15 protein-coding genes and 1 pseudogene are annotated in these 25,575 nt (G+C 38.0%); 6 read left to right on the top strand and 10 right to left on the bottom strand.

Annotated elements, in window-relative coordinates; all coding sequences use genetic code 11:
- Positions 1 to 88: 88 nt before the first annotated feature.
- From ACI6MV_RS06540 to ACI6MV_RS06515, 6 genes and pseudogenes are all read right to left on the bottom strand, one after another.
- Complete coding sequence (locus tag ACI6MV_RS06540) at positions 89 to 604, bottom strand: (2Fe-2S)-binding protein (protein WP_407269448.1); 516 nt, start codon at positions 602 to 604, stop codon at positions 89 to 91.
- Positions 583 to 2,862 (bottom strand): xanthine dehydrogenase subunit D, encoded by a 2,280-nt coding sequence (pucD, locus tag ACI6MV_RS06535; protein WP_407269447.1) that lies wholly within the window; start codon positions 2,860 to 2,862, stop codon positions 583 to 585. Before pucD ends, ACI6MV_RS06540 begins: the two co-directional genes overlap by 22 nt.
- Positions 2,863 to 2,880: 18 nt before the next feature.
- On the bottom strand, positions 2,881 to 3,780 hold the full coding sequence (locus tag ACI6MV_RS06530) for an FAD binding domain-containing protein (RefSeq protein WP_407269446.1): 900 nt from the start codon (positions 3,778 to 3,780) through the stop codon (positions 2,881 to 2,883).
- On the bottom strand, positions 3,756 to 4,382 hold the full coding sequence (locus ACI6MV_RS06525; RefSeq protein ID WP_407269445.1) for an NTP transferase domain-containing protein: 627 nt from the start codon (positions 4,380 to 4,382) through the stop codon (positions 3,756 to 3,758). The genes ACI6MV_RS06530 and ACI6MV_RS06525 overlap by 25 nt, the downstream gene beginning before the upstream one ends.
- On the bottom strand, positions 4,379 to 5,410 hold the full coding sequence (locus tag ACI6MV_RS06520; protein WP_407269444.1) for an XdhC family protein: 1,032 nt from the start codon (positions 5,408 to 5,410) through the stop codon (positions 4,379 to 4,381). Before ACI6MV_RS06520 ends, ACI6MV_RS06525 begins: the two co-directional genes overlap by 4 nt.
- Before the next feature lie 254 nt (positions 5,411 to 5,664).
- A pseudogene (locus tag ACI6MV_RS06515) lies at positions 5,665 to 7,603 on the bottom strand (fructose-specific PTS transporter subunit EIIC).
- A gap of 270 nt (positions 7,604 to 7,873) precedes the next feature.
- Between ACI6MV_RS06515 and ACI6MV_RS06510 the strand changes: the two are divergent.
- Complete coding sequence (locus tag ACI6MV_RS06510; protein ID WP_407269443.1) at positions 7,874 to 8,995, top strand: mechanosensitive ion channel family protein; 1,122 nt, start codon at positions 7,874 to 7,876, stop codon at positions 8,993 to 8,995.
- Positions 8,996 to 9,088: 93 nt separating this feature from the next.
- A complete protein-coding gene (locus tag ACI6MV_RS06505; protein ID WP_407269442.1) occupies positions 9,089 to 10,372 on the top strand; it encodes an MFS transporter in 1,284 nt (427 codons plus the stop codon).
- Between the two features lie 672 nt (positions 10,373 to 11,044).
- Here the strand turns inward: ACI6MV_RS06505 and ACI6MV_RS06500 are convergent.
- Together ACI6MV_RS06500 and ACI6MV_RS06495 are read right to left on the bottom strand one after the other, a co-directional pair.
- Complete coding sequence (locus ACI6MV_RS06500; protein ID WP_407269441.1) at positions 11,045 to 11,845, bottom strand: AAC(3) family N-acetyltransferase; 801 nt, start codon at positions 11,843 to 11,845, stop codon at positions 11,045 to 11,047.
- Between the two features lie 72 nt (positions 11,846 to 11,917).
- A complete protein-coding gene (locus ACI6MV_RS06495) occupies positions 11,918 to 13,084 on the bottom strand; it encodes a TraB/GumN family protein (RefSeq protein ID WP_407269440.1) in 1,167 nt (388 codons plus the stop codon).
- Between the two features lie 903 nt (positions 13,085 to 13,987).
- Here ACI6MV_RS06495 and ACI6MV_RS06490 point away from each other — a divergent pair.
- The 3 genes from ACI6MV_RS06490 to ACI6MV_RS06480 all read left to right on the top strand — a co-directional run bounded on the left by ACI6MV_RS06490 (position 13,988) and on the right by ACI6MV_RS06480 (position 17,473).
- Positions 13,988 to 14,413, top strand: coding sequence for a DUF5392 family protein (locus ACI6MV_RS06490; RefSeq protein ID WP_407269439.1), 426 nt, complete (start codon positions 13,988 to 13,990; stop codon positions 14,411 to 14,413).
- A 663-nt stretch (positions 14,414 to 15,076) separates the two neighbouring features.
- Positions 15,077 to 16,414, top strand: coding sequence for a cytochrome ubiquinol oxidase subunit I (locus tag ACI6MV_RS06485; RefSeq protein ID WP_407269438.1), 1,338 nt, complete (start codon positions 15,077 to 15,079; stop codon positions 16,412 to 16,414).
- Positions 16,415 to 16,432: 18 nt separating this feature from the next.
- The gene (locus ACI6MV_RS06480; protein ID WP_407269437.1) at positions 16,433 to 17,473 is read left to right on the top strand and encodes a cytochrome d ubiquinol oxidase subunit II; all 1,041 of its coding nucleotides are present in this window, start codon (positions 16,433 to 16,435) and stop codon (positions 17,471 to 17,473) included.
- Positions 17,474 to 17,728: 255 nt separating this feature from the next.
- Here ACI6MV_RS06480 and cuyB read toward each other — a convergent pair whose 3' ends face one another.
- Together cuyB and ACI6MV_RS06470 are read right to left on the bottom strand one after the other, a co-directional pair.
- Positions 17,729 to 18,487, bottom strand: a complete 759-nt coding sequence (cuyB, locus tag ACI6MV_RS06475) for a cysteate racemase (protein ID WP_407269436.1) — start codon at positions 18,485 to 18,487, stop codon at positions 17,729 to 17,731.
- 24 nt (positions 18,488 to 18,511) lie between these two features.
- Positions 18,512 to 19,741, bottom strand: a complete 1,230-nt coding sequence (locus ACI6MV_RS06470; RefSeq protein WP_407269435.1) for a carboxylate--amine ligase — start codon at positions 19,739 to 19,741, stop codon at positions 18,512 to 18,514.
- Between the two features lie 473 nt (positions 19,742 to 20,214).
- Here ACI6MV_RS06470 and ACI6MV_RS06465 point away from each other — a divergent pair, with 473 nt between their 5' ends.
- Positions 20,215 to 25,335, top strand: coding sequence for an InlB B-repeat-containing protein (locus ACI6MV_RS06465; protein WP_407269434.1), 5,121 nt, complete (start codon positions 20,215 to 20,217; stop codon positions 25,333 to 25,335).
- Positions 25,336 to 25,575 lie beyond the last annotated feature (240 nt).

Here is a 25,575-nt window from a genome sequence, read left to right as displayed (position 1 = left end):
ATAACGTCTACTTATTATAGGTTACAATAATTTATTAAAACAACAAAGAACGGATAAAGTATCCGTTCAAATATTTATCCATTTTACTTTATGTGTTTAATTCTACAGCCGCTCTTTTCACCGCTCGAATAATTCCACCATAACCCGTACAGCGACATAGATTACCTGAAAGCGCATCTTGAATTTCGGAGTCTGAAGGTGAAGAATTTTGATCAAGTAGCGATTTCGTCGCCATTACCATTCCAGGCGTACAGTATCCACATTGAAACCCACCTTCTTCAAGAAAAGCCCGTTGTATGATATGCAGCTTTTGTTCCTGTTTAGTCAATCCCTCTATGGTAGTGATCGAAGCCCCATCTGCTTGATAAGCTAACACAAGACACGCATTCACTAGTTGGTCATTCAGGTGTACGGAACAAGCTCCACAACGTCCAATCCCACAGGCTATCTTTGTGCCGGTTAAATCTAATTCTTGTCTTAAAAGATCAACAAGGCGCATCGTCGGAGCAACCGTAAGTTCTACATACTCTCCATTGATCGTCATGGATACTTTGATTTGTTTACTCGATTTTTCATCTAAAGTTATTGGTTTACTTTGCTCCATTGTTTTTCACCTCTTCGGCTTACAGCTTGTAGTATTTCTTCTGATGTTACTGGCAACTGATTTACCCAATGTCCGGTCGCATCGTGAATCGCCTTTACGATTGCTGGCGCAACACCGACCGATCCAATTTCCCCAACACCTCTCGGGCCGTAAACATCGCCTTCTGCTAGCTGTTCAATTGCTTGCACATCAAGATTAATAGGCACATCGGTAATATTCGGAATTAAATAGGAATCTAAATTTTCGGTTAGATATCTTCCATCCTTCATGATCGCATCTTCCATCAAGGTAAAACCTAATGCCATAACGCCACCACCTTCAATTTGACCTTTATAGCCTAATTCGTTTACAACAGGACCAGCTGAAACAACTTGATCTAATCCGATTACTTTCACTTTTCCTGTTAGCAAATCAACTTCTACTTGAGCGAGTATGCCTGCAAAAGCATATAAAAAGTGTCCTCCATCTACGGTATCTGGTGTTGTCGGAAAATCAAAAGAAGTTGAAACGACAATTGGCTCTTGCATTCCTTCTTCTGCCAGCGCTTGATAAGTTATCACTAGCTCCGGACTTGCTTGCTGCCAAATGCCACCTTCACCCATTACTAAGTTCTCGGCTGGTTTCCCTGTAGCTTGGGCTGCCAAACCAAGCATTTGCTGTTGAAAATTATGCTTCATCTTCTGTACCGCAAGCCAGACCATACTTGTGCCACGCGATGCGGTTGTTGATCCTGTGTGCGGAACGAGAGCAGTATCACCAATTACTATCGAAAGATCCTTTGCGCCACATCCAAATTCTTCTGTAACGATCGCTTGGATTACCGCAAGAATACCTTGACCTATTTCCTCAAAGCCAAAAGCAATTTCTATTTTTCCATCTTTCGTAAATGATAGCCGACCACCTGCAGGATCCAAACGTCCGTAGCCAAGTCCCCCACCGTGCATCGTAATCGCTATCCCCGATCCTCGTTTTTTCCATTTATCTGGATTTCCATCGGTAATATTCTCGTTTGCAGAGCGTGCAATTGCTTCTAAAACATAAGATGCACCATCCGTTTCTGCTATTCTGTGGCCCATCGGACCAAGGTCAGTAGCATGACGTATGTTACGCCGACGCAACTCCACTGGATCGATAGCAAGCTTTTCCGCTAGTCGATCGATTTGGCTTTCAAGGGCAAATGTAATTTGATTGCCACCAAATCCTCTAAATTCACCACTAACACCATTATTGGTAAACACCGATACACCATCAATCGTGACATGCGGAATCATATATGGTCCTGTTGCATGTTCGACTGCAAAATCCAAAATCGCTGGTCCCAGTGTTGAATATGCACCTGTATCCGCAACAATCTCTACTTTGTGTGCGACTAATTTCCCTTGTGCATTTACACCCGTTTTCATCTTAATTTGCATCGGATGGCGCTTAATTCCTGCAATGACGGATTCCTTTCTTGTGTTATGAATTTTAACCGGTACCCCGGTTGCAAGTGCGAGTAAAGCGCCATATGGTTGAATATTTAATTCGTCTTTCCCCCCAAAAGAGCCCCCAATTGGACTGGAAACGATTCGAATACTTTCTTCTGGAATAGCAAGAATGCGCGCTAGCTGAAAGCGATCCTTATATCCGTGTTGTGTCCCTACGTAAACAGTGATGCCGCCATTAGCTTCGGGAACGATAACGCCACCCTCTGTCTCCATATATGCGTGCATCTGTCGCGGAACATGATACGTTTCCTCTACTACCGCTGCACATGTAGAAAAGCCATCATTAACATCTCCAATTTCGTAACCAGCACGGTGAAGGACATTTCCATCTGGATACAGTAAAGGTGCTTCCAGTTCTAGTGCCTTAACGGGATCATCGACGATTGGCAGTGCTTCATATTCCACTCTTATAAGCTGCAAAGCCTGTTCAGCAACTTCCAGCGAATCTGCAGCCACCGCTGCTATTGCATCACCAACATAGCGAACTTTATCTTCACAAAATACCGGTTGATCCGGCATAATTAATCCAAAACCGTTAATTCCCGGAACATCTCTATATGTCACTACAGCTTTAACACCAGAAAGTTTCAAAGCCTCTTCCGTATTAATACTAATAATTTTCGCATGCGGATAAGAACTACGCAGTATTTTTCCACATAGCATTTGCGGAAAAGATAAGTCCGTTAAGTATTTGAGCTTGCCCGTTACCTTTACTTCTCCATCTGGCCTAACTCGAGCACGTTTTTTATAGTTATTTAGCTTAGAATCCACTTCTACCTCTCCTTCCACTTAGGATGTTACTAACCTCTCTAATTCGGATACAACTATATTAATAGCGACCTGTATTCTATAACTTGCCGATGCAAAAGGATCCGCTTCTGGGTGATATTCCTCTACTATTTTTTCTGCTATTTCTTCCAAATGATTTTCAGTCAAATGACTTCCTATTAGTAGCTGCTCACAGCCAATCAAACGTTGTGGCTTTTGTGTCCCGCCTCCAACAACTAGTCGAAGCTCTTCTATCGTGTCATTGGCATTCCACCAGCCAAAACCAGAGATTGTAACAAGAGAAGGAATAAAAGCCTCCCGTCTTCCTACCTTTTTATAAAAACGTATCACTTTCGAGGTAATTGGTTGGGATGGTAAATGAATCGAAGTAAGAATAGAGGAAGAAAAATCAAATGCATCGGTCGTAATCAGGTCGTTTAGGTTCCCAACTTCAATACGCTGTCCATCATACCAAGACACCTCTGCATCTAATGCTAGTAATGCCGGTATAGAATCGCCAATGCCGTAAACAAGATTACCACCGATTGTACCTCTGTTACGAACTGCTGGTGCAGCAATGACACTGATCGCCTCAATTAGCAAACTAGCTTCTTGGGCTAGTAGCGGGTTGGTAAGACATGTTCCCAGCGTCGTTAAAGAACCAATTGAAATACTTTCCCTACCATTTATGAAACTTGGCTGGATTCCTTTCAGGTGATCGATAGACTCCAAGCTAATTAGATAGTTTGGTAAAGGGGTACCTTGTTCTCGATTTAATTGCAACAATGTTCCACCGGATATATAGCCAGCTTCCTCACCATACTGTTGTTTTATTTGCCATGCTTCTTGCAATGTTTTAGGAATCCACAGATTTGAGGCAGTATTTATAGGTTGATTTAATTGTTTTGTGTCATGATCCATGCGTAATCTTCCTTTGTATCGATATCATAAAAACCTCTCCAATCGTGATAGTCAATTGTAGTTCCCTGTTTTTTAGGGTATTGTAATAATAATTTTCGAGCACCGATATCTCCTTCTAGCTTCATTAATTGCGAAAACATCGATTCAGAAAATAAGATTGGTGGCCGCATGTTCCCATTTAAGCTTGAGGCGATATAATCTATTCTGTCATGTATCTCATAGTGTGTAATTAATCTATTTAACATTTCACTTTGAATCAACGGTTGATCAGCGAGAATCACTACTACCGCGCGTGCCTGTAACTCGATAGCCTTCTTTAACCCACACCTCAAGGAATGTGCCTGCCCTTGGTCAGCATTCTCGCAACTTACCGGTAACCATTTCTTTTTTTCTTGTGCTGAAAAAAATGACGGGTTAAGCCATCCTAATGAATTCTCAGGCTTCGTCACTACGACAACTGTATCTATTCGTGATTGTACAGCCTTCTCTAGTGACTTACTTCCAATCGTTGAATCATTCCAAGCTAGCATCAATTTGTTTTGTCCCATCCTGCTACTTTTACCTGCCGCAAGGAAAATACCGATGATCGGCCTTTTCGTCATGACACCTCCGCCTGTTTTATCACGGTTTGCTTGGATACCTGAATAAGTTGAGCGACAATGCTAATTGCAATTTCTTCTGGACCTTGTGCATCAATTGACAAACCTACAGGTGTCGTAATCGCTCCTGGAATTTCCTCTTGCTTGCAACCGAGTAGTCGAGCTGTCCTTCTTTTCGATCCTAAGACGCCCAGATAACGCAGATCATGTTCGAGTAATTGATCCAAAAGTTGTTTATCTTTCATAAAATTATGCGTTAATATAACCACATAATCTTTATCAGTTAGATGGACATTTTCAAGTAGTTGCTCTGGAAAACCGACAATCAACTTAGATGCATGAGGAAAATTTACTGTTTGACATAAAGCTGGACGCCAATCTAAAACTGTTACATCAAATCCAGATTTAGCAGCGAATTCTACTAAGGGAATCGAATCCTTGCCTGCGCCAAACACAAACAACCGTTGTTTTGGCTCAATATGATGAACATAAACATCCGTCAACAACTCTTTACTGTAACCTTTTCCATTACCTAGGGATCGTAAGCTTTGTACATTTGTCGGTTCCGTACCCTCCATGCAAGAAAATATTTCTTTGGTTTCCGTTATAAATGAATAATTTGGACGGGTACCATCTGTTGCAAGTTGTTTAACCATCGTTACGGCTTTTCCCTCATCAAGGAATTCCTTTACTAGCCGTAAATGCTGATGTAACAGTTGATCAACAGGTTCAAGCAGTACTTCTATTACACCATTACACCCAGAACCTTCTCCCCATGACAGTTCATCTATACTTCGCATATCGTAACAAATAGTTTCTGTTTTCTTACCAGCGCCATTCTCTATTCGAACAGCCAAATCCTCCTCTAAGCACCCGGCACTAAGTAATCCTTTAGCAGTACCGTCTGGGTTCCAGACCATCATTGCACCCTCTTTTTTATATGCCGAACCTTCCACACGAATAATTGTCGCCAACACTCCACCTGCAGGAGAAGAACAAATATGATCAAGAATTTTATGCATATCTTCCATCTCTTTATCCTCCTTAAAAGTGTTTTCATACTCATAAAATGTATTTTAATAATTCTAATTATTATAAAAATAGTTAATCTTTAGCTTAATGGAATAAACGTTATTTTTCCACACTCGTGTAAGGTAATCTGACGAACATCCTCAATGGATTGTGAAATGAGCAATTTGATAATTTACTTTAGCAACAATATCTTTAGTCGAATGAATAAAAAACAAAGCCCCTTTCGATTAGAAATAGGCTTTGTTAAATCCATCTATTCAATTTGTTCAAGTAACTGATAGGCTTCTTCTTTTGTATTCACAGATAGTAATTTGTTTCTATATTCATCATCCATTAGTTTCCGTGAGAGCATTTGTAAAATTTTTAAATGTGCATTTCCTTTACTTTCTTCAGGTACAGCAATCATAAAGATTAATTTGGCATCTGTTCCATCAAGACTAGACCAATCTACACCGTTTTTCTTAATGCCAAACACAACTCTCGGTTTCGTTACTGCATTTGATTTGCCGTGAGGAATCGCAATATTCATACCGATACCTGTTGTACTTTCTTGTTCACGATTCAGAATTGCTTGTTTAAACTGTTCCTTTGAACTTAGTACACCATTTCGATCCAATTTATTAACCATTTCATCGATTATTTCATCTCGAGTTGCACCACTTAGGTCTGTATCAATTAAATCGAGACTTGTGATGTCTGTTAATTTATTCACCTCTACTTCAGGTGTACTTTCTTCCTTATTAACTTCTTCCTTTGTAGGTTCGTCTTGCTTTTCATCCATTTCAACCGATTCAATGTCTGGATCAACATCCTTCTTCAGCAAGTTAATCATTAGTGCCGTAACTAACGCACCCACTATAATTGCCACAAAGAACATGATTACATTATCAACAGCACCGAGAAACCCTACAATCGGTCCCCCATGCGCTACTCTGTCACCTACACCACTCAGCATTGCAATTACAGAACCAGTCATAGAGCCAACCATGATGCTCGGGATGACACGTAATGGATCCTGTGCGGCAAATGGTATCGCACCTTCTGTAATACCAAAGAAGCCCATCGTTATCGATGCTTTACCCGCTTCTCTTTGTGCTCCTTCAAACTTTCTTCTAAACATCAGCGTTGCTAGTCCAAGTCCGATTGGCGGAACACCAATAGCAACAGCAATTGGTCCCATAATTTCATAATTTCCTTCACCGATCATCGCTGCACCAAATAGGAAAGCAACCTTTGTTAACTGGACCACCCATATCAAAGGCAATCATCGCACCTAAAATTATCGCCAATAAAAATGAACTCGTACCTTGCATGCCTGCTAACCAGTTCGTTAACGATTCAAATATTTGAGCTACCGGCGCACCGATTAACGTTACAAATAATAACCCGACGATTAATGAAGCAAATACCGGAATAATGATGATTGGCATAATCGGTTGCATCATTTTTGGAACTTTTATTTTCTTGATCCAAAGTGCTACATAACCAGCTAGAAATCCTGCGATAATCCCGCCTAAGAAACCTGCTCCTGCAGCACTATCATAAAAGCTACCATTAACAGCTATGTAACCACCAATCATACCTGGTGCAAGACCTGGCCTGTCGGCGATACTATAGGCGATAAAACCAGCTAATATTGGCACCATAAACGAGAAGGATGCAGCTCCAATGTTTTCAATCGTCTTCCAAAAGGAGTCTTCTGGTACTGCAATTCCACCTGCTCCAGGTTTGCCACCAATAGTTAATGCAATTGCAATTAACAAACCACCGACTACAATGAAAGGAATCATATAAGATACACCATTCATTAAATGACGATAGATCGGGTTTTGTTTGTCCTTGTTTGCTGATTCTGTAACTCCTGCTTGACCATTTGTTTTGTGAATAGAAGCTTGATCTGACATTACCTTATTGATTAAATCTTCAGGGTTTCTGATACCTTCCTGCACACCGACTGCGACGAGTTTTTTTCCAATGAAGCGATCTTTGTTCACCGTTTTATCTGCTGCAATGATGATTCCATCAGCTTCGGCAATATCTTGCTCACTAAATTCATTTTCAACACCAATAGATCCTTGTGTTTCCACTTTCATCTCGACACCTAATTTGTCAGCAGCTTTTTGTAAATTTTCTGCTGCCATATACGTGTGTGCAATACCATTAGGACATGATGTAATGGCTAAAATTTTCAACGTTTTGCCTCCTTTACAAATAAAATTTGTAAAATATCGTGTAATTGAGGATTGTATTTCCCTACAATTATAATTAACAAACCTTTGAACTATAGCTTTTCCTAGTCTTTTTAGAAAATGCACTTTTTACATTCATGTTTAGCTGCTAAATACTAAGAAGTAATAAAATGTCATATAGATAAACAGAGTACAACAGTTCATGAAGCTATACCTAATTTGTTCAGTCCGATACTAATCCATGCTATTATAGAAAAAGGTGATCATATGTTAATGACAATTTTTTCGTATAGTCCTGAAAAACTCTGGACAATAGTTAACAATCATGTTGATTGGTTAAACCTTTCAATATTTTTTCTTGTTATATTTGCCATTTTTCTATTCCGTTGGCTCCTGCTTTTCTATATAGGTAAGCTTAAACAAAATAATCGGCCTTTTGCATTACAATATGATAATGCGATACGGCATGTCCTAAATTGGATTACAACTTATAGTATCTTACTATTTATTTTGTTTTATTTTTCTAAGTCGGAGTGGATGTTTAAGAAACTCACATCGCTTGGCACTGAAAATATTTCGATATTTGTTCTCATCATAGCGATACTAATTATTTCTATGGCGAGCAGGGCATCAAAAACTTTTACCAAATTCCTACTTCCTAAAGTGTACCAGCGTTACCAGTTAGATAAAGGTATTCAGTTCACATTTAATCGTATTTTCCATTATAGTATTATGGTCATCGCGGTAATTGTTAGTTTAACTACTGTTGGAATTGACCTTAGTGCATTAACGGTATTTGCTGGAGTTGTTGGGGTCGGAATTGGTTTTGGGATGCAAAATATTGCCTCGAATTTTATTTCAGGTATTATTTTGTTATTTGAACGGCCAATTAAAGTAGGTGACCGTGTCATTATTGACGATGTAATTGGTGACGTAGAGAAAATCAATATGCGCGCTACTGTTATAAAAACACTCGATAATGAACATATTATTGTTCCCAATTCTTACTTTTTAGAAGAAAAAGTAGTAAACAGATCATACAGTGACCCAACACTACGACTTGTGATTCCTGTTGGTGTAGCATATGGAACGGATGTAGACAAAGTTAGAACACTATTATTGCAAGTGGCTGGTGAAGAAAGAATTGAAAGTTCAATTATAATATCCGATCCAGAACCTTTTGTTAATTTTGTTGGCTTTGGAAGCTCTTCATTAGATTTTGAACTGTTTGTGTGGATTTCTAATCCTAACCAAGTGATTGTGACGAAGAGTAATCTTAACTTCCGAATCAATAAAATCTTAGCAGAGCATAAAATTGAAATCCCATTTCCTCAGCGGGACTTACATATTAGAAGTGTAGATCAAACGATAATCGATCAAAGAAATCTTAAATAAATGTAAATGTAATTTAAAATTTTGTAAACATCCTCTCCTATGAACTATTTTCTTGTACAATCAAGTAGATAGATTATAAGGGAGGTTTCTTTGATGAAGCGTTTCACAAAACAAGAGAATAGCTGGGTTTTCTATGATTGGGCAAACTCCGCCTATTCAATTATTATCACAACAGCTGTTTTCCCAATATTTTATAAAGCAGCAGCCAGTAATGCTGGCGTGGAAAACGCAGATGCCACGGCATATCTAGGATATACAATCGCAATCGCAACATTTATATTAGCGATGCTAGGACCTATATTAGGTACTATTGCTGATTATCAAGGCTATAAGAAACGTTTTTTTCTCGTTTTCCTTGCTCTCGGCTTATCCGCTACGGCTATGTTAGCCTTTATACCTGGAGATAGCTGGCTATTATTATTAATTTGTTATACGTGCGCAGTTATTGGTTCTACTGGTGCGAGTATTTTTTATGATGCTTTCCTTGTAGATGTCACTGAAGAAGAAAGAATGAATCGTGTATCTGCACGCGGGTTTGGTTTAGGTTACATTGGTAGTACCATACCATTTATTATTAGTATCGCAATTATTGTGTTAGCTCAATTTGAAGTGATACCTATTTCTTCTGATCTTGCTAGTCGGATTGCATTTATCATAACTGTACTATGGTGGGGTGGCTTTGCGATTCCACTGATAAAAAATGTGAAACAGATTCATTATGTTGATAGAGAGCGTAACCCCATCATTAACAGCTTTAAAAGATTGGCAAAAACATTGAAAGAAATCAAAAAATACCGAGGTTTGGCAATATTTCTATTAGCCTACTTCTTTTATATTGACGGTGTTGGTACGGTTATTTCGATGTCGACTGCTTACGGTACCGATTTAGGAATTGCCTCTACCGACCTGCTTATTGTCTTATTCGTTACCCAGCTAGTTGCTGCTCCATTTACGATTATATACGGTAAGTTAGCAGAACGGTTTACCGCTAAGATTATGCTTTATGCCGGCATAGCCGTTTATATGATCGTCTGTATATATGCTTATTTCTTAGAAACAGTTGCTGATTTTTGGATTTTGGCGATGCTTGTTGCAACATCTCAAGGTGGCATCCAAGCACTTAGCCGCTCCTATTATGCAAAGTTAGTACCTAAGAAAAACGCGAATGAATTCTTTGGCTTTTATGGTATTTTTAATAAATTTGCATCGATCTTAGGACCATTGTTAGTGGGGGTAACTGCACAAGTTACTGGAAATACAGGTAGTGGTGTTTTAAGCCTTGTAGTTCTATTTATCATAGGCGGGATTATTCTCAAATTTGTTCCAGAACCGACAGAAACAAATCCACCTGCAATTGAAACACCGCATACTATATAACTTAAGAAAAGCGCGGGGCGCCGTTTACCAACGTACAGACTGGGACTCGAAACAATAACGGGTTATATTCATTGTAGCTTTCCTTAGTGCGATCACTTGTCCCATCGAGGACATTTGGACTGAACCGCAGGACCAGAAAGGCTTCGGAAGCATCAACATCGCACGAAGAAAATTGCTTTATATTTTTGAGGAGATAAAGAAAACATGCCCCTCATATGGGTATGTCGAAGTTGGAAGGCAAGTCCGCTTTTAGTCGACCTTCGACAAAACTTGAACCGATGTTGACTAATCGGCAACCATAGTCCTTATTTTGTGAATTAACTGCTATTCTGTTTGATTTCATGCAAATAAGTGACCTAATCGTCGCATAGAAAAACAGATAGGCTTTTTATTAATTAAGAAAAGCGAAAATCATCTGCTTAAAAACGTAGCGACTGGGACGGATCGACTGAGATAAACGAATCATGCCCCTACATAGGGGTATGTCGACGTTGGACGACAAGTCCGCTTTTAGTCGGCCTTAAAACTTGAATCGATGATGACCTATCGTAAGGCAATTCGTGAAGTCGACTAGTTTCTGGCGCTCGGAGCTAGGCACTTCGAGTTTTTATACTTATCTTCTCTAACAACAGGGTTGAAGTACCGTTTACTTCAACCCTTCTAAATAGATATCTATTTACGTTTTAGCCATTCTCTCGCATAATCTACAACTAATCGTTGGTCAATCAACTTACATGTTGCTAAGCCAATCATCGAAGCTTTAAAAGGGTTCGTTTGTTCAAATTCTCTTCCCAGCGTATTAAAACAGTCCGAATCATAGATAATCTCCTCGTACTTTTTCCATACCCTCCTACCGTGTTCAAACATTGCCGTGCCTTTTTCCACCTTTTCTCTATCCAGGATTGCATGCTCCGCATAGTGTAATGACGTGTTACTATCATGGTTGACGCCTAATAATAAAATGCGACCGTTTAACTGGTAAATTTTTGCTAGCGGAGTTTTTTCTCCAAACCCTTCTTCTAAAGGTTGTTCAGACACAATATAGTTACTATGCTTACCCCACGCAGCAAAGGAATATATTGGATGCGTACTTCTCACTACACCAGGAAAAGTGCGGAATGCTTCAATGATCTTGCCCATTCCTCTTGTCGGTGTAACTTGTGGATCATAGGCCGGCATTTCATCTCGGATAGTATCCCACCACTCCCTTGGTACAGGAGGGTTTTCCCACTGTGAGGGATCGGAGTTGTCAGCCGTTTGTGTTGGCATAACGATCGTGCCGCTTTCTCCTACAACATCCATCAATGCTTGAATGATAGCAACCGGTCCGCCACATACCCAGCCAAAAGCACTTAATGAAGCATGTACAATTACAACCATGCCTTCTTCCACACCTAACTGATTAAAAGATTCCCGTAAACTGCTTCTCGTATTTGGTCTTTCCATTTTTTCAATCGCACCATTCTCAGTCATCATAACCCTCCATGCTAGTAGTATATTTTGATAAAAAAACACTCACAAATTGCCGTGAGTGTTTTTCTCCACTTATAGGACACCAATAAATGTTTTAATTACATCTGTTCCTCCAATAATTGTCCCTATGCTGCTTCCGAGGTTCGCTAATACAACAATTAATAAAATACGAGATACTTTATTATTCCAGAAGCCTTTTACACTATATACGTCTTCACCTAGATTCTCAAAATCCGCTACATTTGGTTTACGCACTAGCGCTTGAACAAGGCCAGCGAACCATCCGGCTGCTATTAAAGGATTTAAACTAGTAATCGGTGCTGCGACAAACGCTGTAAGAATTGCAAGTGGATGTCCAAAGGCGATCGCTGTTCCTATCGCGGAAAATGAGCCATTCCATAATACCCATTTAATCATTTGGTCAATACCCTCATCAGGTTTCGCAATAAAAGTGTAAATGATAATCGATATTATGAGAATTGGAATTGCCCAACCAATCATTTTTGGTATCTTTGATTTCGGCGGTATCGTTCTTAACCGTTTTAAATCGTGATCATTGTGGATCTCTTTTGTTATCCCTGGCACGTGAGCGGCACCTAGAACTGCAACCACTTTATTTCCGGGTGCTTTTTTAATTTTTTGTGCTAAATATTGATCTCGTTCATCGATTAATGGTGTTTTTAATTTTGGAAAACTATTTGTAAATTCCTGAAGCATTGCATCAATCATATCTTGTGATTTTAGTTTTTCTAACTCTTCTTCAGAAACACTTTCCTTACTGAATATGCTAAGTGTGATCTGCATAAGCAACTGTAATTTTCCCTTAAAGCCTACATTATTCCATATTCTTGCAAAGGTGATCTGAATATTTCTATCTGCCAAGACTAATTTGGCATCCACTTCTTTTGCTGATTCAATTCCTTGTATCATTTCTTGCCCTGCTTGAATACCCAATTGTTTTGCCATTCGTTTTTGAAAGGAAGATATAGCAAGATTCATTAAAAGCAATGTAGCCTTTTTTTCTTTAATAACTTGGAAGATATCCATATCTTTCCAGTTATTACCTTCCATTATTGACTTGTATCTTTGCTCGTCCAATTCTATACAGACAGAATCAGGTTTTTCTGCTTCAATAACTTCTTTTACAAGGTCCGCACTTTGTTTAGATACGTGTGCAGTACCGATCAGTATTACTTCCTTTTCACCTAGAAATATTCTAGTGATATTATCCTGCGACATAAATTACCTTCCTTTATAAGGATGACTTCTCTATCATTGTTCTAAATTTAGAATATAATTTATTATACTATAATCAGTGTATTTCTCCTATATCCATAACACAATCTTAATTTAATCATTTTCAACTATGCTTTTTTCTAAAAGATTGTTGTTTTGCGGAAAACAGCTAGAATGCGACGTAGCGTGTTGGACAGCCGCTGTAAAAAATATGCTTTGCCACGGGACGGTGGTGAGTTGCTAACGGCCACCACTGCAGTTATCTGTGAACAATATAGGCAATAATAGAATTGTGTGGCCATCAGCGCGCTTATTTGAATAAAATCCTTTCTGTAGTATGCTATTTTTAGTAAATAAGGTCTGTGGTGGCCACCAAATCATCAAAACTGGTATTTTACGTGAAACAAGGTCTCCTGTGGCCGCTAAAAGTTTTTAAGATTCTCGTTCTAAAATCCTGTCAGGCTTCCAGCATTCCCAGCGGAAATCACGAGCACTACGTCGGATTTCACTTAAACAATGTAATAAAAACAACAAAGTTTACGACGTGAGCCTTCAACTAAAATTTATTGCTATCCACAACAGCAGTTTAAGAATATTACCCAATCGACTGAATTAGTTGACATAATTTTATCAAATACGTATATTGTTATATAAAGTAATATCCTTTAAAGGGAGTAGCTTTAACAGCAAAGTCGTCAATACGGAGTGTTTACTCTCGGCTTTGTTGGCAACGAATGTTGTTAGCAAGACCTTACCTTGTGGTAGGTCTATGAGTTTAATTTTTCAGGACCTACATCAAATATGTAGGTCCTTTTACGTGCATTGTACAAGGCTTACCCAAATTAAGAGATATAATGAACTCAAGTGGAAGGTGATAAAATGGATAATCATTTTATTCTAAACAAGATGCCGAAAAATTTTCAAAAGGAAATGAGTAAAATTCAAGAACTAGTAGCTCCCGTCGCAAAAAAGCGATCTAGATATATGTTTATGGCATTCCCATTACTATTTATTTCTTTGTTTAATTTGTTCACCTTGTTGTTATTTTCAACCTGGAATCAGGATACGATAATTATGGCAATTGTTTATGGTTTTTTCGGTGCTATCGGATTAGCTCTGTCTAAGGAAAGTAAATATCAAAACAAACAAATCAAACAAATTTCAAATAATTATATGACTAAAAGGGTTGGGAACAGTACGTATCTTTCTGAATACCGAAAACAGGAATATATAGCATTAATTAATGAACACCCGCTTCTCGCAATTAATAACTTCATTAAGTTTCTAAGTGAAGAAGAAAATTCGGTACAACATCAAGACATCTTCAAGTAAGCTGTAAACTTTAAACAAGCTTTGATTCCAATCAAGGCTTGTTTTTTTGACTTTTAAAGGCTCTATTCATAAAATTTAATGCTTATTCCATCATTGAAATAAATTTGTCGTAGTGCTCGTGATTTCCGCTCCTGGCAGCCGTCTTTCCGCTAACGTGCTAACCGGATGCGCGGCCACCAGTGCGCTTATTTCTGTTGAAGTTCTAGTTTCAATGATTTGACGGCCACCACAGCACTTATTTACCAATAACAGCTTCTGAAACAACAAATTCACACAAATAAGCGCACAGGTGGCCGCGCAATTCTAATAATGGCTCTTTTGTCACAGATAAGTGCTGTGGTGACCGATAAAGCAACACTATCCTGTAGCACCTGCTTCCACTGGTATAATCCAATCTAAATAAAAAACAGCCTCATAGTTTAAAAAAATGTTCCACTCCAACACTCCCCGCGTGAAGGGCATATTTTGCCATAGCAACTGTTTAGTACTAATTGGAGTCTTAGTATATTGCGCAAAACGACAATCTCCCAGAAAACAGCCATTTTAAAAGGGCCGTTCCTTTCTTCAAACTTTTTCCTGTACTTGCTTATTTCATTACATAATTAACCACTATCTTGTAGAAAATAGCAAATACGTGAAATTGTTGAAGGGACGGAATTAAAGATGGACGACATACTTATTGCACGCTCTCTATTCGGAACCACGATGGGTTTTCATATCATCTTCGCTACCATCGGAGTCGGATTACCATTGATGATGATTATTGCCGAATTACTTTATCAAAAGACAAAGGATATTGATTACCTTGTGATGGCGAAACGGTGGACAAAGACATTTGCAATCTTACTTGGTGTTGGTATTCCAACCGGAACAATTGCAGGGGTGCAAATTTCCTTACTTTGGCCAGGTTTTATGCAGGTGGTCGGACGTGTTATGCCACTTCCCTTTCAAATTGAAATCTATGCATTTTTCTTAGAGGCTCTGTTTATGTCCATCTATGTATATGCAGCTGAAAGACTCTCTCCTTGGCTCCGTATACTTAGTCTTTTTCTGGTTGCGCTTGGGGCATTAGCATCTGCCATGTTAATTACCAATGTACATGCTTTCCAAGGTACACCTGACGGGTTTCGCTTTGAAAATGGAGAAATCGTAGACATTGATCCATGGGCCGCTTTCTTTAATCCGAGCTTCTTAGTAACGTCAGCACATGTTGCCTTATCTGCTTACGTTGTCGGTGCCTTTATCGTTGCATCTGTTTCTGCTTTTAAAATGTTAAAAAGTGAACATGGATCTAGGATCTACTTATTTCATCAGAAAGCTCTGATGATTAGTTTAGTAGCAGGTGGCATCTTTTCATTCTTAACTGCCATTAACGGTCATGAGTCTGCACAATATTTACATGAATACCAACCCGAAAAACTAGCTGCAGCAGAAGGCTTATTTGAAACACAAACACACGCCCCATTAGCTATTGGTGGGTTTACGGATCGCGAATCACAAGTAGTCAAATGGGGAATAGAAATTCCTTGGGCGTTAAGCTTTCTGGCAGGAAACAGCTTCGATACAGAAGTTGTCGGATTAAATGATTTTCCAGAAGAATTGTGGCCACCTTTATTTACGCACACCTTGTTTAATGCCATGGTTGCGATTGGCTCTCTACTGATCTTAATTGCACTTGCTGGTATTGCATGGAAGCTTCTAAAGAAGAAACGATTCCCAAAATTCTTCCTCTGGACTTTAATTGCATCAGGGCCATTATCGATTGCTGCCATTGAATGTGGTTGGATTTTTGCTTGTACCGGTCGTCAACCATGGGTAATTTATCATATTTTAAAAACCGACGATGCAGCTACAACTGCAGATAATATTGGGATTTTGTTCATTTTGTTTATCGGCGTATACATTATTTTAGCGATATCGGTTGTATTTGTACTGTTATACTACTTTAGAAAAAATCCAGCTATTTCTGACATAGAAAAGGCAGAGGCAATTAATACATAATATGGAGGAGGTTCGAACATGACAGATGCACTTCTGGCAGTTACTGTACTTTGGGGGTTTGTGTTTATTTATGCTGTTATGGCCACGATGGACTTTGGCGCAGGATTTTGGTCAATGGTTTATATTAATCGTACAAAAACTAGGGCAACAGATATTGCAAATCGTTATTTATCACCAACATGGGAAGTTACGAATACGTTTATCGTTGCACTAGTCGTTGCTATTTATAGCTTATTCCCAAAAGCAACCTATACACTTGGAACCATTCTACTGGTACCCGGCAGCATTATATTACTTTTGCTTGCACTTCGAAGTGCCTTTTTAGTATTTTCAAACGTTGCGACAGAATATAAAAAGCCTTTAACTTATATATCTGGCATTGCCGGAATCATTATTCCAGGTATACTGATTAGTGTTCTACCAATTACACACGGAAACTATATTGATTATTCTAACGGAGAAGCACACCTTCATTTAGTAAAGCTGCTAACTAGTCCAAATGAATATGCTTTTATCGGGTTTGGAATTAGTAGTACCTTATTTTTATCTTCTCTACTACTCGCTGACTATTCTAAAGTATCTCATGAAATGGATGCCTATCGCGTCTATCTTCGTGATGCTAGGATTTTAGGCCCTATTTCACTGATCATGGCATTTCTAATTATGCTTACTTTAAGAAATGAGGCGGCGTGGTTATATGATGGCATGATGGATGACTTGTATCTTTTACTCATTTCCATCGCTTTCTTTATTATCGGAGGGCTCGGTTTATTTCTACCGTCCTTTTTTGAAAAAGGCGTATCTGGGATGCCAAGACTTGCTGTTGTTGCAGTAACAGTGCAATATCTAATCGCAAGCTATGTATATGGAAAAGCGCATTTACCGTACATCCTTTATCCAGAAGTGACCATTCATGCCGCTTTCACGGACCCTAGTTCATTTCGGGCTGTTTTTACGACTTACATTATTGGATTCGCCATCCTTTTCCCTGGTTTTATTTATTTTTGGAGTTTGTTTATGCACGATAAAAAGTATTTGCGACAACAACAAACTAAATGAACCATAAAATCAGGTACTTATAGAGGTTGTTCAAAAAGTCCCAATTAATCACAATGATTACTCAAGTAGCCTATCGACGTCGAATATTGGAATCAGCTGAAAAATCCGGTCCTCTTTTTATAGCTTTATCCAATCTTCTCGGTGCTAAAAACGGAACTTTTTGAACACGCACTTATATATTTTTTAGATGAGCTTGATAATTTACTTATTAAAAAAACCTCCAAGAATGGGGGTTTTTTCGGTTTAACTATTTCCTTATTCTTTGCTACCAGCAACTCTTACTAACCTATTACGCTCATCTGCATGTAACTTTTTAACCTGTTTCCCCGATAATAAGATTGATTTCTCCGCAAGCACTGCTTGAGCATCAACAATTGGAAATGGGTGATCAACAACACCACAATCAATCAAAGAAAGTTCTGTACAACCAAGGATCACCGTGTCACAGCCTAAATCAAGCATGCTTTTTAGAACGTCCAAATACAGACTATAATCAATTTCTGTCCCTTGCTTTGCTTGATCAAAAATAAGACGGTTTACATCATCTTGAATGTTATCCGTTGGAAGTACAGGCTCTAAATCAACTTTTTCTAACTCCTTTTGATATAGGTTTGCTTTTAGTGTCCCTGGGGTTCCTAAAATACCAACCTTTTTCACATCGGGAGAGTAATCGATAATATATTTCGCCGTTTCACTTATCATATTAATAATTGGTACAGCCGAGTTTCGTTGCAATTCTTCGTAAAAGTAATGCGCCGTATTACATGGAATCACAATGAAAGATGCTTTGGCATCCGACAGCTTTTTTACGTCTTCTATTAAGTATGGTAAAGGGTTCGGCATGGAATTATCCATAATATAATCCGTACGATCCGGTATTGTCGTATGATTAAACAAAAGGAATTCTGGATGTTCTTGATCCCGTTCTGCTACTGTACGGTCGACAATGTTTTCATAGAAACTAACTGTCGCTTTCGGCCCTAAACCACCAATTATACCAAAGAATTCCTTCATAAAATTCACAGCCTTTCGTACCCTTTAAAGTGGGGGATATTTCTTAAATTTGCGAAAGAAATTAAACGTTGATACAAGCACATAAAACAACCGCTTGATTCGATTATCAACAGCAAAATAATACATTGGATTTTTTACTTGCTTTGCTTTATATAAAGCTTTTACTTTATCTTTTAAAGATTGTTGTTTGGTATATTTTAAAATCAGCCTTTTTGGAACGACTGTATATAAGACTTCATTTTCTGCCATCGAAAACTCCATCTTTTCATTTTCAATATAATCTTTTACATAATACTCTGTTGTATTATGCCCTTCTGCCGTCACATAATAATTACTGCGACCAAGACGAGGATTCAATTCGAAAAATTTATACTTGCCATCACGTTCATCATACTTTAAGTCAAAGTTAGAATAACCTACATATCCAACATGCTCTACAATCCGTTTCGCTTGTTCTACGGCTTCATCGTTTCGGAATGTACGAATAACTACTGGATTTCCAATACCTCCAGGCGTGTGATCTTCAAGTAATGTTTGTCCAAATGAAGCCAGTTTTGTTTCACCATTTTGCGCCGTATAAAGCGTCAAAATGTGCATTGCCGTATCATCACCAGGAACAAATTCCTGGATAATTAAATCATCTTTATATTGCCCTTCTCTTACAATAGAAATTATCTTTTCAAATTCTTGCCTATCCTCTGCAATAAATACCTTTTTCTTGCCTGCAAATTTAACTAATTGATAAGAACTGCTATTGGCGGGCTTAATAACAACTGGAAAATCAAAAGGAAGCTCCAAATTCTCGGCAGACTCCCCACCAAAAGATAGGAACTTCGGATAATCAACATTTAGCTCCTCACACAACTCATAAAACTTTGATTTATTCGTTACTCTGTTCAATACCTCACTCGTTGAATAAGGAATAACCCATTCTTCATCTAATTGATCTCTAATACCTGCGATTTTATGGACATGCCAATCAGCACTTCCGATTAGTATTTTTGGTATATCTGGATATGCTTGTCTTATTGTTTCCAAGCATTCTAATAATGATTTATTTTCCGCCATATTAGGCTCTATGATAGGTTTTAATATAACCGAATCCTTAACTGGACCAATTAACTGACGACTAATATTAATTGATTTTGCACCATATTGTTCGTGAAAAGCACGCGCTGTGCTGTATACACCAATATTTGCTCCTAGGATTACTGGTATAAATGACTGGCTTGCTAGTGTATTGTCTTGTTCCATATTTTATCTCCCTAACGAATGGTATCATATCTTATTATTGTATACTGTTTGAGCGAATAATACATCTTTTTTATATAAAATGATCGTCACATGTGACTATGTTGGCATTAACTTTTATCTATCTGTTCATTGTATTTATTAATACTTATGATGTCAAAAAGTGCAACAACATTTATATAAGAAATAACCCCATTAAATAAATGAAATGGCATTAAAAAACATTTTGATTTTTTTGAAAAATAAACTATAATTAGACTATTAATGTCACTTATTGTAGTCGAAACTTGTAGAACTACGCTGGTTTAAGTAGAATTTTGCTCTGAAAAATTTGGGGGTCTGCCATTTTATATAAATTTTAACTAACCTTAATATTCTACTGTAATGCTAATTTAAATTTTATTGTGATTTGATGACACCGTTTACTTAAATTGGTTAGCTATCTTCATGTAATTATCATAAGGGGAGGGAAATAAATGAGTATATTTGGTAGAAAGTCATTATATATAATGACTATTTTTGTGTTAATTTTAAATTTGGTAATACCACATCTTTCATTTGCAGCAAGTCCGGAAGACACTAAAATTGTTAACGTTAATAATAACAATTTAAATTTTGATACACCTACAATCTCAACAGAAGATGGAAAAAGGGTCTTATATTATCAAAACATCATTACTAAAGAAGAAATTATTGTTGATGCTAAAATAACTATTGAGGCAGAAAATAATGCAAATCTAGAAGATGCAGACCAGAGCTTTCCAACTAACACCGGAGATCCAGAATTAAATTTTGAGAATAAAGAAAAAAACAAGCGTTTTAATCCTAAGATTAGAACTAGAAATGGTGAGGGTCATGTTAAATTTATAGTTGAGTTCATTAATCATTCTACAAATTATCCGGTCTATTTGAAAAACTTTTACTTAACCGCGATTGACATAGATGGATCGAAAGATAATTATAAAGAATTTATAGAAATTAGCGCTTATGAATCTTACACAGTAGGTACTAATTCGGGTTTATCTGTAGAGTCAAATGAAGAAAATGGTCGGACCCGCTTCACAGGTATAAACGATACGCTTCCAAATGTTCAATTTGAAGATTCTGCTGCAGTAGTTGCAAATTATACAGCCCCAGTTACTAGCTTAGACATTTTGGCGGGTAATAATAATACAACGTCAAATGCAAGGGAATTTTCCATAAATTTTGGTGAAGAAGGAATCTTTAAGTCCGCTAAGGATCCCGTTTTAAATCCAGAAGCACCAGATATAAAAGTAAGTATTGAAGATGGAGGAGACGGTATAATATCAAATCCAGACGATGATATTGAATCGGTTCACATTTCAGGATCAACAGATAATGTATCTCCTGGTCAAAGAGTAGTTATTACAATAACTGACACTAATGAAAATAATGTTGATGGTAAAACAACGGATTATATAACAGAAGTCCAGGACAATGGAACTTATTCAATCGATGTAGACTTATCAGACTTTGCAAATCGCACTATAACTGTTACAGCAAGTGTTACAAATTCCTTTGGAAACCCAAAAACAGCTGAAGCTAATACAACAAAAAACATCACACATACCGTTACGTTTGATAGTAATGGAGGAAGTTCAGTAAATACGGAAACTGTTGCCTATGAGTCAACGGTAGACGAACCAGCAGATCCTACAAAAGAAGGACATGCCTTCCAAAACTGGTATAGTGATGAAGCACTCAACACAGTTTTTGATTTTAACTCACAAATTAAAGAAGACATTACACTTTACGCCAAGTGGTCTATAAATTCTTATAAAGTTACATTTAAAGATCATAATGGAGACACCTTGAAGACAGAGGACGTTGATTATAATAAGAAGGCAACTGCTCCTGCTGAACCGACACAAGAAGGGTATACGTTCACAGGTTGGGATAGCACCTTTGATAACGTGACATCTGATTTAACTGTTAATGCAGTATACAGTATTAACAAATATACCGTTAGCTTTGACAGCAATGACGGTACAGATATTGGCAATCAAACGGTCGCATATAATTCAACTGCAAACGAACCAGCACCTCCAACTAAAGTTGGATATACATTCGATGGCTGGTACAGCGATGAAGCCTTAACAAGCGCATTTGACTTTTCATCCCAGATTCAGGCTGATACCACCTTGTATGCTAAGTGGAATATAAATACTTTTACCGTTACGTTTAACGATTTTGACTCGACCATTTTAAAGAAAGAAGAAGTCGAATACAATCAAGCTGCAACTGCTCCTACAATTCCGACTCGCGAAGGGTATACGTTCACTGAATGGGATAAAGCATTTAATAATATCCTTTCTAACTTAGACGTATATGCAAAATATAGTATAAACGAGTACACCGTTACTTTTGATAGCAATGGAGGGACAGAAATAGACAGTAAAAAGGTAACTTATGACACTACTGTGAGCGAACCCACTGAGCCAACGAGGACTGGTTACACTTTTGAAGGTTGGCACAGTGATGCAGAGCTAGAAACCGCCTATGCCTTTGACACAAAGATCAAAGACGATACTACGTTATATGCTAAATGGACAATCAATACTTTTGAAGTTACTTTTAAAGATTATGATGGAGACACCTTGACTACAGACACGGTTGATTATGGTAGTAGTGCAACAGCTCCATCAAACCCAACTCGAACTGGATACACGTTTAATGGTTGGGACAAAGATTTTGATAGGATCACATCAGCGTTAACTGTAACGGCACAATATACGATTAATCAATACACGATTACTTTTGATAGCAATCAAGGTACGGACATAGCTAGTCAAACGGTTGATTTTAATACAACTGCAACTAAACCAGCAGAATCACCAACAAGGGATGGATATACATTCCAAGGTTGGCACAGTGATTCAGCTTTAACGACCGTCTATGATTTCGAGACACCAATTACGGATAATGTCACGTTATATGCGCTGTGGAATGCGATTCCTTCAGTTGACGATATCTTGAAAACTGGAGAAGAAGACACAGTCATTACCTTTACGGCAACCGATTTTACAGATCAATTTTCTGACAATGACCAAGCTGGCACATTAAATCAAATCAACATTATTAATCTACCAGAAAACGGCACCCTTAAAATCGGGGATACAGTGTTATTAGCAAATGCAAAGATAAAGGCTAATCAAATAGAACATCTTAAGTTTATTCCGAATGAAAACTGGAATGGAACTACATCTTTTAACTATACTAGTTCAGATGGAATCGATTTTGCAAAAACTCCTGCAGCGGTGAAAATAACTATTACACCCGTTAATGACGCACCAGTTGCTGTAAATCTATCAAAATCAACATTAGAACAAGTACCTGTTGACATTACACTTGAGGCTACTGATGTTGATTCAGATCAAGCAGGCTTTGAATATAGTATTAAAGATCAACCTATTCACGGAACATTAACTAACGAGGGGAATACCGTTACTTATCAGTCAACTGGAGCATATACAGAATCCGATACTTTTACTTACACTGTAAAGGATGCTGATGGAAAAGAAAGTGAACCAGCAACTGTTACTGTTTCTCTTGCGATGAAGCCTGTCGATGGATGGGTTGGACAACGCAGTAAAGGGGAACAAACGCCAGAAGTAATTGTTGCACCAGGTAAGCCACTTAAATTGTCTGCGATTAGTACTACAGGCGTTGAAAAAGTAAAAGCTGACATTGATGGCGAGCTAGTCGAGCTTCAATTATCGAATGCAGATACTTTTACAGCTGACGGTTTCAAGATTTGGGAAAATGTAACTTACTATCTTTCTGATGATATGCAAGCTGGCACTTATACAGCAGTTTTCAAGACTTATAGCTTAGCAGATCAAGAGCTTCAGACGGAACAGCCAATCGTAATCGCAGAAGACAATAATTTCCACGTTGTTACGGAAATTGATGTAAAAGGTACTGTAGTTGACCAGGAAAATGGTAATCCAATAGAAGGTGCCACTGTAACGTTGTTTGATCCAACCGAATCGGTTGAAGTAGCACAAACAACAACCGCTGCTGATGGAACCTACAAATTCGAAAATATTAAAACAACGCAATACGCAATCGTGATTAAGAAAAACGAGTATGGTACGAAAACACGAGAATTCGAAGCACTACCTAAAGACACATCACAAACCGAAATTGTAATGGATTTTGAGTTAATCAAATTTAATATTGAACTATCGGCTAATCCGAGTTCAATAGTAGGTGATGGTAAGTCTACGACACAATTAATTGCAAAATTAACAGATAAAGATGGCAAGCCTTTATCTAATGTTACAGTCGATTTTTCTGCACCACGTGGCTCATTTGTTGGTCAAACAAGTGTTCAAACAAATGAACAAGGGATTGCTACTGTAACGTATAAATCCGAGAAAATACAAGGTATTCTTTCACAGCTTATTGATGTTACTGCAACAGTAGATGATAAATTGAACAAGTTATATGCATCAGAACAGGTCATGATTACGTTCTTACCTGGAAGAGTTTCAGGTATTGTGACTAGTAATTATGACAATGATAATGATGGGAAACCTGATCCAATTGAAGGTGCAATTGTTAAGATTACAAAAGACTTCGATGAAGACGGAGTTATAGATTTTTCTGCTGAAGCTATTACAGGTCCAGACGGGAAATATTCCTTTGCAATTCCTCGCGGAGACACATCTTATAGCATTGCTATAACGAAAACTGTACAAGTAGGGAATGAATCAAAACAAGTTACTTTCAAGCAAACGGTAGATGTTGATGCTGTTACTGGAACAGGTGATGAAATCTTTGATTCACGTAAAACCATTTCCGGTATTATCGGAAGTAAAAACACAGATGGTACAGAATCATTTAATTTACCAGGAGATCCTAGTAAGTTACGTGTTTATCTTAAAGATGCTTCTGGAAATTATATGAACAATGGAAATGGATACCCAGTTGATGAAAATGGGGTATTCAATATTGAAGGATTTAACACTGGTGATTATGCGTTAGAGTTAAGGTATGAGATTAGATCAGGCGAAGAAATCGTAATCAATACCTTAGCGGATGGCTCACTACCCATCGTAACAATAAATGAAGACGGTCAGTTAACGATTATTGAAAACTTAATCGACCCATATGGAACAATCACAAATAAAGATACTGGTGAAGTTGTTGAAGGCGTTCATGTAGAACTGTATTACGCAGATACGAAACGCAATAGAGACAATGGCATAACACCAGACACTTTGGTAGAACTTCCAGAATTAGTGAACTTTGCACCAAACAATAATGCAAACCCACAAAACAGTGATCAATACGGAAAATATGCCTATATGGTCTTTCCAACAACCGATTATTATCTTGTGGCAACAGCACCTGGATATAAAGAGTATGTTAGCCCAACCATTTCCGTAGAATATGATATCGTAAGACACGACATTCAGTTGGAACCTATTAAAAACAATGATGTACCTAATCCAAAAACTGGAGATCAATCATTTAATTACATGCCATATTTGCAATTACTTTTAGTAATCCTTATTATTGCATTGGTAATTGTGGAAATAAAAGCACGTAAGGTTAAAAGAAGAGGGTAAGAACAAAAGCGCAGAGCGCCGGTTAGCGACGTACGGACTGGACTGAACCGTAGGACCAGAGTATGCTTCGAAGCTTTACCTCGCACGAAGAAAATTGTTCTATATTTTCGAGGAGATAAAGGAAACACGGTGAACGAAGTGAATCGATGTTGACTTATCGTACGAAGGTGAGGGAAGTCTCGCTAGTCGCTGGCGCTCGGAGCTGGCCGTGGCTAATGCTTAATGTTATCCACATTTAGT

It is taken from the genome of Radiobacillus sp. PE A8.2 (assembly GCF_045635475.1).
In the GTDB taxonomy this organism is placed as follows: Bacteria; Bacillota; Bacilli; order Bacillales; family Amphibacillaceae; genus JBJGXI01.
The sequence above is the reverse complement of the archived record's forward strand: the minus strand, read 5'-3'. Positions and strand labels throughout refer to the sequence as shown.

Coding starts and splice junctions, on each gene's coding strand:
- ACI6MV_RS06485 (WP_407269438.1), top strand. CDS start 15,077: ATGGACGACATACTTATTGCACGCTCTCTATTCGGAACCACGATGGGT.
- ACI6MV_RS06530 (WP_407269446.1), bottom strand. CDS start 3,780: ATGGATCATGACACAAAACAATTAAATCAACCTATAAATACTGCCTCA.
- ACI6MV_RS06470 (WP_407269435.1), bottom strand. CDS start 19,741: ATGGAACAAGACAATACACTAGCAAGCCAGTCATTTATACCAGTAATC.
- ACI6MV_RS06495 (WP_407269440.1), bottom strand. CDS start 13,084: ATGTCGCAGGATAATATCACTAGAATATTTCTAGGTGAAAAGGAAGTA.
- ACI6MV_RS06505 (WP_407269442.1), top strand. CDS start 9,089: ATGAAGCGTTTCACAAAACAAGAGAATAGCTGGGTTTTCTATGATTGG.
- ACI6MV_RS06490 (WP_407269439.1), top strand. CDS start 13,988: ATGCCGAAAAATTTTCAAAAGGAAATGAGTAAAATTCAAGAACTAGTA.
- ACI6MV_RS06525 (WP_407269445.1), bottom strand. CDS start 4,382: ATGACGAAAAGGCCGATCATCGGTATTTTCCTTGCGGCAGGTAAAAGT.
- ACI6MV_RS06465 (WP_407269434.1), top strand. CDS start 20,215: ATGAGTATATTTGGTAGAAAGTCATTATATATAATGACTATTTTTGTG.
- ACI6MV_RS06480 (WP_407269437.1), top strand. CDS start 16,433: ATGACAGATGCACTTCTGGCAGTTACTGTACTTTGGGGGTTTGTGTTT.
- ACI6MV_RS06500 (WP_407269441.1), bottom strand. CDS start 11,845: ATGACTGAGAATGGTGCGATTGAAAAAATGGAAAGACCAAATACGAGA.
- ACI6MV_RS06540 (WP_407269448.1), bottom strand. CDS start 604: ATGGAGCAAAGTAAACCAATAACTTTAGATGAAAAATCGAGTAAACAA.
- ACI6MV_RS06510 (WP_407269443.1), top strand. CDS start 7,874: ATGACAATTTTTTCGTATAGTCCTGAAAAACTCTGGACAATAGTTAAC.
- cuyB (WP_407269436.1), bottom strand. CDS start 18,487: ATGAAGGAATTCTTTGGTATAATTGGTGGTTTAGGGCCGAAAGCGACA.
- ACI6MV_RS06520 (WP_407269444.1), bottom strand. CDS start 5,410: ATGGAAGATATGCATAAAATTCTTGATCATATTTGTTCTTCTCCTGCA.